This window comes from Lentzea roselyniae (assembly GCF_039537795.1).
In the GTDB taxonomy this organism is placed as follows: domain Bacteria; phylum Actinomycetota; class Actinomycetes; order Mycobacteriales; family Pseudonocardiaceae; genus Lentzea; species Lentzea atacamensis.
This window is the reverse complement of sequence record NZ_BAABBE010000041.1, coordinates 11,813-27,526: the sequence shown is the minus strand read 5'-3', so window position 1 is coordinate 27,526 and position 15,714 is coordinate 11,813. Positions and strand designations below refer to the sequence as shown.

19 protein-coding genes are annotated in these 15,714 nt (G+C 68.5%); 12 read left to right on the top strand and 7 right to left on the bottom strand.

Annotated features, from left to right (window positions below):
• The first annotated feature begins 80 nt into the window (after window positions 1–80).
• Entirely contained in the window at window positions 81–860 is a 780-nt protein-coding gene (locus ABFX45_RS41050) for a sporulation protein (RefSeq protein ID WP_346136295.1), read from the top strand.
• Between the two features lie 86 nt (window positions 861–946).
• Window positions 947–1,219, top strand: coding sequence for a GlsB/YeaQ/YmgE family stress response membrane protein (locus ABFX45_RS41045; RefSeq protein WP_109638935.1), 273 nt, complete (start codon window positions 947–949; stop codon window positions 1,217–1,219).
• On the opposite strand, the gene ABFX45_RS41040 is transcribed toward ABFX45_RS41045, so the two are convergent.
• The gene (locus ABFX45_RS41040; protein ID WP_112232123.1) at window positions 1,212–1,835 is read right to left on the bottom strand and encodes a TetR/AcrR family transcriptional regulator; all 624 of its coding nucleotides are present in this window, start codon (window positions 1,833–1,835) and stop codon (window positions 1,212–1,214) included. The two genes, ABFX45_RS41045 and ABFX45_RS41040, sit on opposite strands and share 8 nt — an antisense overlap.
• A gap of 93 nt (window positions 1,836–1,928) precedes the next feature.
• Between ABFX45_RS41040 and ABFX45_RS41035 the strand changes: the two genes are divergently transcribed.
• From ABFX45_RS41035 to ABFX45_RS41005, 7 genes are all read left to right on the top strand, one after another.
• The gene (locus tag ABFX45_RS41035) at window positions 1,929–3,074 is read left to right on the top strand and encodes an acyl-CoA dehydrogenase family protein (RefSeq protein WP_109638933.1); all 1,146 of its coding nucleotides are present in this window, start codon (window positions 1,929–1,931) and stop codon (window positions 3,072–3,074) included.
• A gap of 10 nt (window positions 3,075–3,084) precedes the next feature.
• Window positions 3,085–4,281 carry an acetyl-CoA C-acetyltransferase gene (locus tag ABFX45_RS41030; protein WP_346136291.1) on the top strand — a complete coding sequence of 399 codons (1,197 nt, stop codon included), beginning with the start codon at window positions 3,085–3,087 and terminating at the stop codon, window positions 4,279–4,281.
• A complete protein-coding gene (locus tag ABFX45_RS41025; protein ID WP_109638931.1) occupies window positions 4,281–5,039 on the top strand; it encodes an SDR family NAD(P)-dependent oxidoreductase in 759 nt (252 codons plus the stop codon). Before ABFX45_RS41030 ends, ABFX45_RS41025 begins: the two co-directional genes overlap by 1 nt.
• An 80-nt stretch (window positions 5,040–5,119) precedes the next feature.
• Window positions 5,120–6,247, top strand: a complete 1,128-nt coding sequence (locus ABFX45_RS41020; RefSeq protein ID WP_346136289.1) for a hypothetical protein — start codon at window positions 5,120–5,122, stop codon at window positions 6,245–6,247.
• On the top strand, window positions 6,244–7,674 hold the full coding sequence (locus ABFX45_RS41015) for a vWA domain-containing protein (protein ID WP_346136287.1): 1,431 nt from the start codon (window positions 6,244–6,246) through the stop codon (window positions 7,672–7,674). The genes ABFX45_RS41020 and ABFX45_RS41015 overlap by 4 nt, the downstream gene beginning before the upstream one ends.
• The gene (locus ABFX45_RS41010) at window positions 7,661–8,371 is read left to right on the top strand and encodes a hypothetical protein (protein WP_146772067.1); all 711 of its coding nucleotides are present in this window, start codon (window positions 7,661–7,663) and stop codon (window positions 8,369–8,371) included. Before ABFX45_RS41015 ends, ABFX45_RS41010 begins: the two co-directional genes overlap by 14 nt.
• Window positions 8,372–8,393: 22 nt before the next feature.
• Window positions 8,394–8,936, top strand: a complete 543-nt coding sequence (locus ABFX45_RS41005; protein WP_109638927.1) for a 3'-5' exonuclease — start codon at window positions 8,394–8,396, stop codon at window positions 8,934–8,936.
• Here the strand turns inward: ABFX45_RS41005 and ABFX45_RS41000 are convergent.
• A complete protein-coding gene (locus ABFX45_RS41000) occupies window positions 8,926–9,981 on the bottom strand; it encodes a DUF2855 family protein (protein ID WP_346136284.1) in 1,056 nt (351 codons plus the stop codon). The genes ABFX45_RS41005 and ABFX45_RS41000 overlap by 11 nt on opposite strands.
• Before the next feature lie 38 nt (window positions 9,982–10,019).
• Here ABFX45_RS41000 and ABFX45_RS40995 point away from each other — a divergent pair, with 38 nt between their 5' ends.
• Complete coding sequence (locus ABFX45_RS40995) at window positions 10,020–10,586, top strand: TetR/AcrR family transcriptional regulator (protein WP_233442549.1); 567 nt, start codon at window positions 10,020–10,022, stop codon at window positions 10,584–10,586.
• Window positions 10,587–10,589: 3 nt separating this feature from the next.
• On the opposite strand, the gene ABFX45_RS40990 is transcribed toward ABFX45_RS40995, so the two are convergent.
• Both ABFX45_RS40990 and fabG read right to left on the bottom strand, forming a co-directional pair.
• The gene (locus ABFX45_RS40990) at window positions 10,590–11,042 is read right to left on the bottom strand and encodes a MaoC family dehydratase (RefSeq protein WP_109638924.1); all 453 of its coding nucleotides are present in this window, start codon (window positions 11,040–11,042) and stop codon (window positions 10,590–10,592) included.
• 4 nt (window positions 11,043–11,046) lie between these two features.
• A complete protein-coding gene (fabG, locus tag ABFX45_RS40985; protein ID WP_346136281.1) occupies window positions 11,047–11,799 on the bottom strand; it encodes a 3-oxoacyl-ACP reductase FabG in 753 nt (250 codons plus the stop codon).
• A gap of 141 nt (window positions 11,800–11,940) precedes the next feature.
• Between fabG and ABFX45_RS40980 the strand changes: the two genes are divergently transcribed.
• Window positions 11,941–12,741, top strand: a complete 801-nt coding sequence (locus tag ABFX45_RS40980; protein WP_346136279.1) for an SDR family NAD(P)-dependent oxidoreductase — start codon at window positions 11,941–11,943, stop codon at window positions 12,739–12,741.
• Window position 12,742: 1 nt separating this feature from the next.
• The gene (locus ABFX45_RS40975; protein WP_109638921.1) at window positions 12,743–13,714 is read left to right on the top strand and encodes a quinone oxidoreductase family protein; all 972 of its coding nucleotides are present in this window, start codon (window positions 12,743–12,745) and stop codon (window positions 13,712–13,714) included.
• A 60-nt stretch (window positions 13,715–13,774) separates the two neighbouring features.
• Here ABFX45_RS40975 and ABFX45_RS40970 read toward each other — a convergent pair whose 3' ends face one another.
• From ABFX45_RS40970 to ABFX45_RS40960, 3 genes are all read right to left on the bottom strand, one after another.
• Complete coding sequence (locus tag ABFX45_RS40970; RefSeq protein WP_233439931.1) at window positions 13,775–14,212, bottom strand: DUF6319 family protein; 438 nt, start codon at window positions 14,210–14,212, stop codon at window positions 13,775–13,777.
• A 93-nt stretch (window positions 14,213–14,305) separates the two neighbouring features.
• Window positions 14,306–14,527 carry a hypothetical protein gene (locus ABFX45_RS40965; protein ID WP_233442551.1) on the bottom strand — a complete coding sequence of 74 codons (222 nt, stop codon included), beginning with the start codon at window positions 14,525–14,527 and terminating at the stop codon, window positions 14,306–14,308.
• Window positions 14,524–15,681, bottom strand: a complete 1,158-nt coding sequence (locus ABFX45_RS40960) for a S8 family peptidase (RefSeq protein WP_346136276.1) — start codon at window positions 15,679–15,681, stop codon at window positions 14,524–14,526. Before ABFX45_RS40960 ends, ABFX45_RS40965 begins: the two co-directional genes overlap by 4 nt.
• Window positions 15,682–15,714 lie beyond the last annotated feature (33 nt).

Genomic DNA, 15,714 nt, shown 5'->3' with positions numbered 1-15,714 from the left:
CAACGGAACGCTTCAGCGCGAACCGACGATTCAGTGGGCAGACTTCCCCGCAAAGTTGCGAAGGGCTTCAGGAGGCCGCAGTGGTGTTCAAGAGGATGTTGCGCGCGTTCGGCGTGGGCGGGCCGACTGTCGACACGGTGCTGACCAACCCGAACGTGCGGCCCGGCGAGATGTTGTCGGGCGAGGTCAGGATCGCCGGTGGCGACCACCCCGCCGAGATCGACCACGTCACGCTGGCGCTGCTCACCCGCGTCGAGGTCGAGAGCGGCGACAACGAGTACAACACCAACATGGAGTTCCACAAGTTCTCCGTGGGACAGCGGATCATGGCGCAGCCGCACCAGAACCTCTCGCTGCCGTTCCAGGTTCCGGTGCCGTTCGAGTGCCCGCTCAACGTCGTGGGAGGCATGCAGCTCTCCGGCATGCAGCTGGGCCTGCGCACCGAGCTGGAGGTCCGCGGCGCCGTCGACCCCGGTGACCTCGACCCGATCTGGGTGCACCCGCTGCCGTCGCAGGACGCGGTGCTGCAGGCTTTCGGGCAGATGGGCTTCCGCTTCACCAAGGCGGACAACGAGCGCGGCCGCATCCACGGCGTGCCGCAGCAGCTGCCGTTCTACCAGGAGATCGAGTTCTACCCGCCGCCGCAGTTCGCCGGCCGCGTCAAGCAGGTCGAGCTGACCTTCGTGACGACGCCGACCGAGCTGCACGTGGTCCTGGAGGCGGACAAGCGCGCAGGCCTGCTCCGTGCGGGCGGCGACGCCCACGGCAGGTTCGCCGTGTCGCACCAGCAGGCCGCCGGCACCGACTGGACCGCCACGATCAACCAGTGGATGAGCCAGGTCTCCGGTAGCCGCTGGTAGCTCTCGAGCTGCGGACCGCGACGAGTGACGGGATGATTTTCTGCGAGATCCCCCACCTCAAACGGGGACTGGCGTAGGAGGCGGTCGTGACCATCGACAGCATCATCGGCGCACTCATCATCGGTCTGATCCTCGGCCTGCTCGGCAAGCTGTTCGCACCGGGCAAACAGGCCATCCCGATCTGGCTGACCCTGCTGGTCGGCATCGCGGCCGCGTTCATCGGGTCGTGGATCGCGAAGCTGCTCGGCGTGCAGACCACACCCGGCATCGACTGGATCGAAGTGATCGTTCAGATCATCGTCGCGGCGATCGGCGTTTCGGTCGTGGCGGGGGTGTACGGCCGCAAGTCGGTCAGTTAGCCGGGCGGAGCATCCTGAGGACGAGGTCGGCGTACAACGCGCCGATCTCGTCCGGGGTCCGCTTTCCGCCGGGCTGGTACCAGCGCGCGACGTCGATGCACAGCGACAGGACGGCGAGCGTCGCGCCCTTCAGGTCCGGGACGTCGAAGACGCCCTCGGCCACGCCGTCCGCGATGTAGGACCGCATCTGCTGGTCGATCTGCCGGCGCAGCTCCGCCACCTGCGCGTGGTGCTCTGGGGAGAGCGCGCCGAGCTCGTACTGCACCACCCGCGCCGTCGTGTGGAACTCCGCGTGCCAGCCCGCGAACGCCGCCACCGCGTTCCTCAGCCGTTCCACCACGTCGCCGCCCTGGATGCGGGACAACAGCTTGAGCGACGTCTCGTGACCGACGAGCGAGATGTTGAAGAGGAGCTCCTCTTTGGACCGGTAGTGGATGTACACGGCCGCCGGCGACATTCCCGCCAGAGAGGCGATGTCACGGGTCGTCGTGGCGTGATATCCCTTGCCCGCGAAAGCGTGCGCGGCGGCGATGAGCATGCGGCGGGCGGCGTCCGGGGTGACCGAGCGCCACGTCTCGTCGAGCAGCGCGAACTCATCCAGTCCGGTCGTCGTCATCGGGCCTGCTCCTCGCGTGTTGACAGGTGATGAATCGTACTGCACGCTAAGCGGGCGCTTAGCGCTAAGCAACCGCTTAGTATGGAGGTAGTCGTGCAGCGGACGCTGTTCAACGAGGATCACGCCGCGTTCCGGGAGTCGGCGAAAGCGTTCGTCGAGCGCACGATCACGCCGAACGTCGAGAAGTTCATCGAGCAGCGCGTGATCGACCGCGACGTGTGGCTGGAGGCCGGTCGCCAGGGCCTGCTGGGGCTCGAGATCCCCGAGGAGTACGGCGGCAGCGGCGCGAACGACTACCGGTTCAACACCGTGTTCGCCGAGGAGCTGTGCCGGGTCAACGCCGCAGTCGCGTCGTCGCTGGGCATCCACGGCGACGTCGTGGCGCCTTACCTCGTCGACCTGTGCACCGAGGAGCAGAAGCAGCGCTGGCTGCCCGGCATGTGCACCGGTGAGATCAAGACCGGTATCGCGATGACCGAGCCGTCCGGCGGCTCCGACCTCGCCGCGCTGAAGACCAACGCCGTGCGTGACGGTGACGACTGGATCCTCAACGGCTCCAAGACGTTCATCACCAACGGCTACACCGCCGACATGATCGTCGTGGCGGCCCGCACGGACCCGTCGAAGGGCGCGAAGGGCATCACGCTGTTCGCCGTCGAGACCGGCATGCCCGGCTTCGAGCGCGGCCGCAAGCTCGACAAGGTCGGCCAGCACCCGTCCGACACCGCGGAGCTCTTCTTCTCCGACGTGCGCCTGCCGTCCGCGAACGTGATCGGCGAGGTCGACAAGGGCTTCATCTACATGATGGAACGCCTGCCGCAGGAGCGGATCGGTGCCGCCATCTCGAACCTCGCGCACGCGCAGGGTGTCTTCGACGAGACGCTCGAGTACGTGAAGGAGCGCAAGGCGTTCGGGCAGGCGATCGGCAAGTTCCAGCACAACAAGTTCCTGCTGTCGGAGCTGCGCACCAAGCTCGACGTCACGCAGGCGTTCGTCGACACCCTGACCATGCAGCACGTCCGGGGCGAGCTGACCTCCGTCGAGGCGGCGCAGGCGAAGTACTGGAGCGCCGAGGTCGAGAACGACGTCATCGACGCCTGTGTGCAGCTGCACGGCGGCTACGGCTACATGACCGAGTACCGCGTCGCCCGCGCCTGGATGGACGCCCGTGTCACGAAGATCTGGGCGGGCTCCAACGAGATCATGAAGGAACTCATCGGCCGCGACCTGGGCCTGTAAGGGGTGTTTTGTGGCTGAAGCAGTCATCGTTTCCACCGCCCGGTCGCCGATCGGCCGTGCGCGCAAGGGATCCCTGGTCTCGTTGCGCCCGGACGACCTGGCCGCGCAGGTGATTTCCGCGGCGCTGAAGGACGTTCCGGCCACCGAGATCACCGACCTGCACCTCGGTTGTGCCGAGCCCCAGGACGAGCACGGCCAGAACATCGCGCGCCGTGTCGCCGTGCAGCTCGGCTACGACAACCTGCCGGGCACGACCGTGAACCGGTTCTGCGCTTCTTCGGTGCAGACCGCGCGCATGGCCTTCCACGCGATCAAGGCGGGGGAGGGGCACGCGTTCATCTCCGCGGGTGTCGAGTGCGTCTCCCGGTACATGCACTCCGGTGCGCCGTCGTTCAACCCGTTGTTCGACGAGGCTCAGCAGCGGACGCTGGACACGGCGGCGTCCAACGTCGCCTGGACCGACCCGCGGCTCGACGGCAAGCTGCCCGACTACTACATCGCGATGGGGCAGACGGCGGAGAACGTCGCCACCCAGCTGGGGATCTCGCGGCACGACCAGGACGAGTTCGGCGTGCGGTCGCACAACCTCGCGGAGAAGGCGATCGCGGACGGGTTCTTCGCCCGCGAGATCACGCCGGTGGTGCTGCCCGACGGCACGGTCGTTTCCACCGACGACGGACCCCGGGCCGGCGTCACCTACGAGGCTGTTTCGGCGCTGAAGCCGTCGTTCCGGCCCGAGGGCACGGTCACGCCCGGCAACTGCTGTCCGTTGAACGACGGTGCCGCCGCGGTGGTGATCATGAGTGACGTGCGGGCGCGTGAGCTCGGGCTGACTCCGTTGGCACGCATCGTGTCCACGGGTGTCTCCGGGCTTTCGCCGGAGATCATGGGGCTCGGCCCGGTCGACGCGACCCGCCAGGCACTGGCGCACGCCGGTCTGTCCATTTCGGACATCGACCTGGTGGAGATCAACGAGGCGTTCGCGGTGCAGGTGCTCGGCAGCCAGCGGCAGCTGGGCATCGACATCGACAAGCTGAACGTGCACGGTGGTGCCATCGCTCTCGGGCACCCGTTCGGCTCGACCGGCGCGCGGATCATGACGACGCTGATCAACGGCATGCAGGCCCGCGACGCCCAGTTCGGTCTCGAGACGATGTGCGTCGGTGGCGGACAGGGCATGGCGATCATCCTGGAAAGGCTTTCGTAGTGGGCATCCTGGACAAGTTCCGGCTGGACGGGAAGGTCGCGATCGTCACGGGCGCGTCCTCCGGTCTCGGTGTGGCGTTCGCGCGCGGTCTGGCCGAGGCGGGCGCGGACGTGGTGCTGGCGGCACGTCGTGCGGACAAGCTGAAGGACACGGCTGCGCTCGTCGAGTCGGTCGGGCGGCGTGCTCTTGTGGTGCAGGCGGACGTTTCGCAGCCCGACGACTGCCGTGAGGTGGCGCGTGCGGCGGCTGAGTTCGGCACCGTGGCGGTGCTGGTGAACAACGCGGGTGTCGCCTCGGCGGTGCCGGCGTCGCGCGAGACGCCGGAGGAGTTCCTCGGCGTCATGGACGTGAACCTCAACGGCGCGTACTGGATGGCGCAGGCGGCGGCTTCGGTGATGAAGTCCGGCGGGTCGATCATCAACATCTCCAGCGTGCTGGGGCTCGTGACCGGTGGCATCCCGCAGGCGGCCTACTCGGCGTCGAAGGCCGGTCTGCTGGGCCTGACGCGCGATCTGGCGCAGCAGTGGACCGGGCGCAAGGGCATTCGCGTCAACGCGATCTGCCCAGGGTTCTTCTCCTCGGAGATGACCGACCAGTACCCGCCCGGCTACATGGAGAAGATGCAGGCGGCCCTGCCCTCCGGTCGCATCGGTGATCCGGAGGAGCTGGCCGCGGCCGTCGTCTTCCTGGCCTCACCGGCCGGTGGGTACGTGACCGGTGCGACGCTCGTGGTCGACGGTGGAGCCGTCATCGTTTGACCCTGATCGGCGTAATGCAAAACGGCCTCCTCGACGCGTCTAATCCTTGTCGAGGGGGCCGTTTTGCATGAGGGGGAGCCGTGCATGAGCCGGAGTTCAAAGCCGTCGATCCGCGAAAACGGTTCCTGCTGTGGTTCGTGCCGCCGCTCGCGGTGTTCGCGGCCGGCCTGACGGTGTTGCTGGTCTCCGGGCACGTCACCGGTCCGTTCCGGCACATCACCGTGGTGCGTGCGATGCTCGCGTCCAAGCGCGACTTCTTCCAGGACGAGCAGGTCAAGCGCATCCTCATGGCGCGCGGCTACCAGGTGCACGTGACGCCGGTCGGCTCCCGCGACCTGGCCCGCACGCCCGACCTGGACTCCTACCACTTCGTGTTCCCCTCCGGGCACGTGGCGAACGAGCACGTGAAGGCCCGGCGGACGGGGAAGCACGCGGTGCCGTTCCGGCCGTTCTTCACGCCAGTCGTGCTCGGTACGTTCCGGGAGTACGCCGAGGCGCTCGTCAAAGCGGGTGTGGCGATGCCGTACGACCGGGGAGAGCAACCGTTCTACTACAACCTGGACGTCGACCAGTTCATGAAGCTGGTCGTTGCGCACAAGCGGTGGAGCGACTACAAGCTGGCCAACGGCAACCGGGTGATCATCCAGTCACCGGACCCGTGCAAGGCCTATTCGGGAGCGGTGCTGGTCGGGTTCCTCGCGTCCGCCGTCGACGACAACCCGCCCCAGACCGTGGCGGACGCTGAGGCACGGGCCAGAGAGGTCAAGCCGCACGTCGACGCGCAGGGCCAGGCCGGTGAGGACATGGCGCCGAAGTACTTCGCGCCGGAGGGGCCGACGCACGCGGTCATCGCGGTGATCTACGAACACCAGTACCTCGCCCACCAGCTGAACAGACGGGGTGCCGACAAGGAGCGCGTGCTGCTCTACCCGACCGTGCAGCACCAGAGCACGCCAGAGCTGATCTCGTTCACGCCAGAGGGCGACCGGATCGGCGAGCTGATGATGACAGACCCGGCGCTGCGGCGGCGCGCGGTCGAGCTGGGTTTCCACTCGCTGGGCTGGAACGGCGCGACGGAGCAGGACTTCGCCGGCCACCTCACCGGGCAGGGGCTGCCGGAGCCGCCGAGCGGTGAGACGGGGCGGGTGGCGCTGCCCAAGGCGGAGCTCTTCGAGCGCATGCTCGACGTGGTCGGCGACTGCCGATGAGGATCCTCGCCGCGGTGTTGCTGCTCCTGCTGGCCGCGTGCACGGCCAGCACGCCGGAGCCGGTCCGGTTGAAGGTGGTGGCAAGCCCGGAGCTCGCCGACCTCGGTCCCGTGCTCGCGGAACTGAAGCGCGCCACCGGGGTCGAGCTGGCGGTCGAGCACCGCGGCACGGTCGAGGCCAGCCGGTCGCTCGCCGGGTTCGACCTGGCGTGGTTGTCCACCAACAGGTTCCTGCGGCTGCGGGGCGCCGAGCCCGCGCTGTCGTCGAGCATCATGACGTCCCCGGTGGTGCTCGGCGTGAAGCCGGGCAAGCGGGCCGTGCTCGGCGAGAAGCCGACGTGGGCGGATGTCGCCGACCGGGCCGCGGTGGGGGAGTTTCGTTACGGCATGGCTGATCCGCAGGTGTCCGGTGGCGGGATGGCCGCGCTCATCGGGGTCGCCACGGCGGCCGCGGGCACCGGAGCGGCGTTGCGGCCCGAGGACGTGAGCTGCGACCGCCTGCAGGGATTCCTGGCGGGGCGGGTCTTCGACGTGCCGGACCCGATCTCCGAGTACACCCGCCGACAGTCCGATGTGGACGGAGTGGTCGCGCACGAGTCGGAACTGCTGGCGCTCAACGCGTCCGGACGTGTCTCCGAGCCGCTGGAGATCGTCTACCCGCGCGACGGCATCGTGCTGTCGGACTACCCGCTCATGCTGGTCGATCCCGCGCACCGGGCCGCCTACGACCGGGTCGTGGAGTGGCTGCGGTCGTCCGCGGCGCAGCGGATGATTGCCGAACGCACCTGGCGCCGCCCCGTGGACCCTGCCACCCCGCGCGACGAGAAGCTGCGCGCCGGCATCGGCACCGCGCTGTACTTCCCGGACAGCCAGCAGGTGCTCGACCGGCTGCTCGTCTTCCACGACCGCGCGGGCGACGGCCGCCAGGTGATCTTCGTGCTGGACTACTCGACGTCCATGCGCGGCCCGCGAATCGCCGCGTTGCGGGAGGCGTTCGCGTCCCTCAACGGGTTCGACCGCTTCTACACCGGCGAGACGGTCACGATCGTGCGGTTCGCGGGCTCCGTGCTGGAGGAGCGGTCGATCACGGTGCGCGGCCGGCCGGACCTCGACGCGCTGCTGGCCGTCGTGGCATCCGACGACCTGCGGGACAACACCGCGATCTGGGCCGCGCTGGACCACGCGCTGCGCCTCGCCCGCGGCGAGACGACGGTCGTGCTGATGACGGACGGCGAGAACAACGCGGGCCCGTCGGTCGACGAGTTCCTCCGCGTAGGGCGGGGCGAGGTGCCCGTGTACCCGATCAGGTTCGGCGAGGCCTCGGTGGCGGAGCTGGACCGCGTGGCCCAGGCCAGCGGCGGCCGACTCGTGGACGCCGGCGCGAAGTCGTTGCTGGAGGCGGTGAGGGAGATCCGTGGGTGTCGATAGAGCGCTCTGGTGGTCCGTGTCGTGGGGCTGGATCCTGCTGTGGGTCGCGACGCTGATCGCGTTCGTCGTGGTGGTCGTCCTGGCGGTGCGCTGGGCGCGGCGGCGCGTCCCGCAGTCCGAGGTGCCGGGCCTGCTGTTCTACGTGCACGGCCTGAGAATGATCAACCTGTGCAAGGTGGGCCGGTACGACGACGCGGTCACCCGGCAGTTCGTCAAGCAGATCACCGTCACCAAGAACGGCAAGCTGCAGGTGGGCCCCAGCGAGTTCGGCATCGGTGTGGACGGCTCGGTGATCGAGCAGAACACGGCCAACTACGAGAAACCCGCGACGGAGATCGACGTCATCGGCGTCGTGCTGGCGGGACTGCGCGCCGCGCACGGCGTGGTGGACGTCGACCTGACGACGCAGACGATCGTCGCCGATGAGGCGTGGCGCCGCGGGAAAGCAAGACGGCTCAACGACATCCGCGACTACGTGTCGCTGCGCGGCCGGTTCCAGCTCGACGGGGGAACCGACGAGAAGGCGGTGCTGCTCGCCCCGGCCGGCAAGCACCGCGTCCGCGTCGAGTGCGATCGCGCGAGCCTGCGCGACACCCTGCCGCCGGGCCAGTTCAACGCGCGGTGTCTGGGCAAGGTCCAGTCGTGGAACGCGGAGACCGGCGAGATCGTGGTGCTGCCGGTCGTCGTATTCCAGTAGACGGGCAGGGGACGATCAGCGCGTGATATCGCTGGACCACGTACTGGTCGTCGACGTGGAGTCGACGTGTTGGGAAGGATCTCCGCCTCCCGGTGAGGTCTCGGAGATCATCGAGATCGGCATCTGCCCGGTCGAGGTCGCCACTGGCGTCCGCGGCTCGCGGCGCAGCATTCTCGTGCGGCCTTCGCGGTCGTCCGTCAGTCCGTTCTGCACTCGGCTGACGACGCTGACACAGGCCGATGTCGACGGTGGTGTCTCGTTCGCTGAGGCCTGCGCTTTGCTGCGCAAGGAGTTCCGGTCGGATCGCCGGGTCTGGGCCTCGTACGGTGACTACGACCGGAAGATGTTCGAGCGGCAGTGTGCGGACTTCGGCGTGAAGTACCCGTTCGGGCCGCGGCACGTCAACGTGAAGACGCTCTTCGCGTTGGTGCACGTGTTGCCGCGCGAGGTCGGGATGGCCGAGGCGGTGCGCATCGCCGGGCGGCAGCTCGACGGCACGCACCACCGCGGCCACGACGACGCCTACAACATCGCGGGCCTGCTGGCCGGGCTGCTCAGAAAGTGATCACGTCGGCCGTGCTCGGGTCCGTCTTGCCCGCCAGCACGGCCTGCCACACCTCTGCGAGCTCGTCCGGACCACTGTGCTGAACGACGCTCACCCAGTCGCCGGCCTGAGCGGTGAACGCGCGCCAGGCCGCGCCGAAACGCTCAGCGAGACCCTCGGAGCCCCAGTCGGCGGTGCGCTTGCGCAGCTGCTCGGGAGCGAAGAAGAACTCCGAGCGCGGGTCGGCCGAGGCCTTCTGCTGGGTGAGGCCGATCGAGATGTCCTTGACCAGGTTGGCGCCGAGGCGGTCGTGCAGCGTTGAACGCAGGTCGGCCGAACCGCTGAAGTCGAGGTAGACCGAAGGTTCGACATCGACCAAAGCGTCGTAGGGGAGCACGCTGTCGTAGAGGCCGAGGCCGGTCGTGAACTCCACGTTGCGCGGCGAGGTGAGGCCCACCAGCCGCACGCCCTTGTCCTTGAGGCACTGGGCGGTGCCGAACGCCGTCTTGCTGGAAGCGGAGGAGATCACGACGGTGCGGGCGCCGTGGAAGTCGTTGTCCGCCAGCTGGTCGGCGAGCAGGAACGACGTCAGGAACAGCGGGCGGTACAGCACCTGCAGGTCTTCCTGCTGGGCGTCGTAGGCCGGGTCCTTCGACGTGACCAGGTAGCTGTTGTACACGGTCGGCAGGTCGGCGCGGTGCTCGGCCGTGTCGACGAAGCCCGCTGAGGTCAGCTTGGCGCGCACGACGAGGTGGCTCGCCATCGGCAGGTAGCCGTAGACGCGGGTGCCGGCCGGCAGGGCGTCCACTGTGGAGTCGACGACGTCGGCGAAGCCCCACACCGGGATGACGCCGCGGCCCTCGGCGGCGGTGGGGAAGAAGCGCCAGTAGCCGATCATGTCGCCGATCACGCCGTAGGTGACGTTGTTGGCGGTGAGGCCGACCCGGTCGACGCGGAGCAGCACCTCGCAGTCGGACAGCTCGGAGGACTCGGGGAGTTCGTCGTGCAGGACTTCGGTTTTGGTGAGGTCGTCGCGGTCAACGACGACGGTCCAACGACTGATCATTGCCAGGATTCTCCTTGGTCGGGAGGTACGCTCCGGTCGTGACCGTGCCTGAAAGACTGATCGACGCCGCCACCCGCCTGTTCGCGGACAAGGGGTACGAGCGGGTCGCCGTGCAGGAGATCGTGGAGCGCGCCGGTGTCACCAAAGGCGCGATGTACCACTATTTCGGGTCGAAGGACGACCTGCTGCACGAGATCTACGGGCGGTTGCTGCGGATGCAGACCGAGCGGCTGGAGAAGATCGCGAACGGGGACGGGCCGATCACCGACCGGCTGCGCGAGGCGGCCGTCGACGTGATCGTCACCAGTGTCGACAACTTCGACGCCGCCAAGGTGTTCTTCCGCTCGATCGACCACCTCTCCGCGGAGAAGCAGAAGGAAGTGCGGGCGGAACGGCGGCGGTACCACGAGAAGTTCCGCGGGCTGGTCGAGGAAGGGCAGCGGGACGGGACCTTCCGCGCCGACGTGCCCGCTGATCTGGCCACCCACTACTTCTTCGGGTCGCTGCACCACCTGGGCACGTGGTACCGCCCGGACGGGGAGATCCCGGCCGGGCGGCTGGCGGAGCACTACGCGGATCTGCTGATCCACAGCCTCGGTGTCTGATCTCTAGGGGACGATCACGCTGACGATCTCGGCGACGCACGCGGGCTTGTCGCTGCCCTCGATCTCGACGACGACCTTGGTCACGAGCTGCTTGCCCAGCGAGATGTCCGAGATGTCGAGCAGCTCGACGCCCGCGCGCACCCTCGCGCCCACGAGCACCGGCTGCGGGAAGCGGACCTTGTTGCTGCCGTAGTTGACGCCCATCTTGATGTTCTTGACGGTGTAGATGTCGCGCACCAGGTACGGCACCAGCGACAGCGTCAGGTAGCCGTGCGCCACCGGGCCGCCGAACGGGCCCTGCTTCGCCTTCTCGACGTCGACGTGGATCCACTGGTGGTCCAGCGTCGCGTCGGCGAAGAGGTTGACCTGCTCCTGCGTGACCTCGTGCCACTCGCCGAAACCGAGGTGCTCGCCCTTGGCGGCGACCAGCTCGTCGATGTTCTCGAAAGCGCGCATCCGCTCAGTCCTTCGGTCCGCCGGCGACGTAGATGACCTGGCCGGACACGAAGCCGGCGCCCTCGCTCACGAGGAACGACGCGGTGTGCGCGATGTCCTCGGGCTGGCCGACGCGCGCGACCGGGATCGTCTGCGCGGCACCGTTGATCAGGTCCTCGAACGAGATCTTCATGCGCTCGGCGGTCGCCTTGGTCATCTCGGTGGCGATGAAGCCGGGCGCGATCGCGTTGACCGTGACGCCGAACTTGCCGAGCTCGATCGCGAGGGTCTTGGTGAACCCCTGCAGACCGGCCTTGGCGGCGGAGTAGTTGGCCTGGCCGCGGTTGCCGAGAGCGGACGTGGAGCTGAGGTTGACGATGCGGCCGAAGCCTTCCTTCGTCTGGTGGGCCTGCACGGCCTTGCTCATCAGGAACGCGCCGCGCAGGTGCACGTTCATGACGGTGTCCCAGTCCTCGGTGGTCATCTTGAACAGCAGGTTGTCGCGCAGCACGCCCGCGTTGTTGATCAGCACGGTCGGCGGGCCCAGCTTCTCGGTGACCTTCGCGACCGCGGCGTCGACCTGCTCCTCGTCGGACACGTCGACCTTGAGACCGATGGCGCGCCCACCGCCCGCGACGATCTTGTCGGCGCCGTCGAGCACACCCTGCTCGTCGAGGTCGAGCAACGCGACGGCCAGGCCGTCCGCGGCGAGACGCTGCGCGACGGCGGCACCGATACCGCGCGCCGCGCCGGTGACGATCGCAACCCTGTCGGCCACGGGTCCTCCTTCATTGGGGGATGGTGAGCTAAGCAAGCGCTTAGTAACGTACCTATCAGTCCGCTTGACGTCCAGCGCTGTGCGGACGACCATACCGACTGGTCGGAATGTTGCGAAGAAGTCGTCTCAGCGAGGAGGCAGATGCCCGTGGAACTCACCGGCAAGGTCGCACTCATCACGGGTGGGTCGAACGGCATCGGCGCCGCCTCTGCTCGGCGACTGGCGTCGCTCGGGGCTCGGGTCGTCGTCGCCGACATCGACGCTGACCAGGGCAAAGTCGTCGCCGACGAGGTCGGTGGCGTGTTCGTGCGCTGCGACGTGACGGTTCCGGAGGACTCCGCTGCCGCGGTCGACGTCGCCGTGCGCGAGTTCGGCGGGCTCGACATCGCCTTCCTGAACGCGGGCATCGGCACCGGCTGCTCGTTGGGTGACGACTTCGACATCGAGTTCTATCGCCGTGCGATGGCCATCAACCTCGATGGCGTGGTCTACGGCGTGCACGCTGCTCTGCCCGCGTTGCGGTCGCGGGGTGGGCAGATCATCGCTACGGCGTCGATGGCCGGTCTCATGCCGATGCCTGGCGATCCGGTCTACGGCGCCAACAAGGCTGCCGTGGTCGGACTGGTTCGCGCTCTGGGCGGTGCGTACCCGGACGTCCGGGTGAACGCGCTCTGTCCCGCGTTCGCCGACACCGACATCATCACCCCGCTGCGGTCGACGCTGGAGGACATCGGGATGCCGATCCTGCCGGTGTCGGCCGTGGCGGACGCGTTCATGTCCATTGTGGAAGGTTCCGGGACCGGCGAGGCGTGGTTCGTCCAGTTCGGACGCCCGTCGGAGCCGTTCGGGTTCCGGAACCCGCCGGGGCCGAGGGCAGCTGACGGCTCACGGGTCGAGGCCGCTCGCAAGGACCCCATTTCCATCGCGCTCAAGGAGAGCTGACGTGCGTGCCATCCAGATCACCGAGTTCGGCGGGCCCGAGGTGCTGCAGCAGGTGGAGCTGCCTGATCCGGTGCCGGGCGAGGGCGAGGTGCTGATCGACGTCTCGCGCTCCGGGCTCAACTACGCGGACACGCACCAGGCGGAGAACTCCTACCTGGCGAAGATGACGCTGCCGCTGGTGCCGGGCGGAGAAGTCGTTGGTACCACTGCGGATGGCCGGCGGGTCGTTGCGCTCACCAAGAACTCCGGCGGCTACGCGGAGAAGGCCGTCGCGCCCGCGTTGACGACGTTCGACGTGCCGGACGGGGTGGACGACCTCACGGCGCTGTCGTTGGTCGTGCAGGGCGCCACGGCGTGGTTGCTGCTGCGCAAGTCGACTCACCTGGAGCCCGGTGAGTCGGTTGTCGTGCACGCCGCCGCCGGTGGAGTCGGCACGATCGCGGTGCAGCTGGCCAAGCTGTGGGGCGCCGGTCGCGTGATCGCCACCGCTTCGTCCGACGACAAGCGGAAGCTGGCGCTCGATCTCGGGGCGGACGTCGCCATCGACTCGCGTGCCGAGGACATGACCGCCGCGCTGATCGAGGCGAACAACGGACGGCGCGTCGACATCGTGCTGGACATGACCGGAGGTGCTACCACTGATCAGTCGCTGGTTGCGCTGGCTCCGTTCGGGCGGCTTGCGTTTTATGGCATGGCCTCGCGGGAAAGGCCGAAGCCGGTCGACCTCGGAGCGCTGCTCGTGCACTCCACGACCGTTGCGGGTATGTGGCTGCCGCACGCTCTGAAGGTGCGTGACGCTGAGCACGGAACGCTTGCTCACCGCGCCATGGCTGAGCTGTTCCAGCTTGTCGTCGACGGCAAGTTGAAGGCTGTTCCTGGTGGGGAGTACGGCATGGGGGAGATCCGGCAGGCGCACGAGGACCTGCGGTCGCGCAGGACCGCGGGCAAGCTGCTGCTCGATCCGTCGCGTTAGCGCTTCACGCAAGACGAAGGGGGCGGTCCACCACGGTGGACCGCCCCCTCCTGCTTCGTACTACTCGGAAAGCTCAGCCAGCTGGGCCTTCACCCTGGCCAGCTCGGCTTCCAGTTCCTCCATGCGGGTGCGGTGCTGGTCGCGCGCCGCCTCGAGCACCGTTTCGATGCCCTCCGCGATGTCCTCGTGCAGCTCCTTGGCCGCCTTGGCGACGGCGATGGCCGGGATGACCAGGCCCGACACGACTCGCTGCGTGCCGTGGACCAGGTCGGCCTGCCATTCGCCCTCGGCGGTACCGGTCACCGTGAGCGTGAGCTCGACGGTGCGGGTCTTCTTCGCCGTGCTCTTGGGGCGGGCCGCCTTCGGCTTTTCAGCCTTGGGAGCCTCGGCCTTCGGAGCCTCGACCGGCTTCGTGGCCTCGGCCTCGGGGGCCGGCGTCGGAGTCTCCTCCACGACGGTCTCCTCGACTGCCTGCACCTCGGTGAGCGTGTCCGACACGATCAGGTTTCCTCTCTGCGCAACGACGTGACCCCGCGCACAGTCTAGAACACGTGTTCGATCAGAAGTGAATGGGGTCAGCGCAGAGCCTAGTCAGTACGGCGGGAGCTGCACGCGCCACTGCCGCTCCACGTCGATGACGCCGGGCACCGCTTGCAGGGACGGGATCGCCCTGACCTCCGCCGTGCCGGTCACCACGCCCAGGGCCTCCAGGACCGTGTCCACGACCAGACCGGCCTCCCGCAGGTCGTCGAGGACCCGCGGGAGGCTGCCTTCGGTCACGGAGACCATCACCTGGTCCACCGAAGCTGTCATGGTGCCTGGACTAGCCCGCTGCCGATGTCGGTGGACGGCAGGGGGAGGCGGAGTGCGGTGCCGGCCAGGCGGGCCCACAGCTCGAAGCCTCTGGCGCCGGTCTTCTCTGCGATCAGGGCCGCGATGCCCGAGACGTGCGGGGTGGCCATGGACGTGCCGCGCAGGCGGCGGTACTTCTCCGGCAGTTTGAAGGACGAGTACACGTCGACGCCGGGGGCGCAGACGTCGATCTGGCCGATCCTGTCGGCGCTGCCGGACGAGAAGGACGCGATGGCCCGGTTCACGTCGATCGCGGCCACGGCGATGATGGACGGGCAGCGTGCGGGGTGGCCGACCGGGGCGATGCGGGCGGGGCGCATGGAGGCGTTGCCCGCCGCGGCGATGATCAGGGTGCCCTTGGCCATGGCGCGCTGGGCCACGGTCTCGTAGATCTGCGAGTACGGGGTGCCTGCCGGGACGTCGGCGCCCAGGGACATCGAGATGATCGCGCAGCCGTTGGAGACCGCCCAGTCGATGCCCGCGAGGATGCCGCCGTCGGAGCCGGAGCCCGCGTTGGACAGGACCTTGCCCGCGAAGATCTCGGCCTCGTGCGCCACGCCGTAGCCGGGGAGGGTCGACGGCTTGCGCGGGCCCGCAGAGGTGCCGATGCAGTGCGTGCCGTGGCCGTGGCCGTCCTGCACGTCCTCGCCGGTGATGAAGGACTTGGTGGTGATCGCGCGGCCGACGAAGTCCGGGTGGTTCTTCTCCCAGCCCGTGTCGAGGACGGCGAGCTTGATGCCCTTGCCGGTGGCCGTGCTGACATCGGCGCCGACGGCCTGCAGGCCCCAGGTCAGCACGGACTCGTCAACGGCCACGGCCTCGGGCTCCTCCGCCGGAGCCGCGTCGAACACGTGCACGACGCGTTCCGGTTCGACGATCTGCACAGGGCCGGGCCGGTCGGCGGCGCCGTTCAGCTCGGCCAGCAGGTTCGGGTCTCCGGACACCACCGCGACGCCCAGCTCCGGGAACACCTCCAAGGTGTCGGAGCCGAGTTCGCCGGTGTTCGGGTCGAACCCGGCGATCGCCCCGAGCTCGGCCACCCCCTCCTCGATGGCGTCTTCCTGCAGCAGTACCAGGTACCGGCCGGTGGTCTCCACTTCCGCGGGTTCGGTCATGACGGTTCGCCCCTACTCTCCTGTAGCCCTACA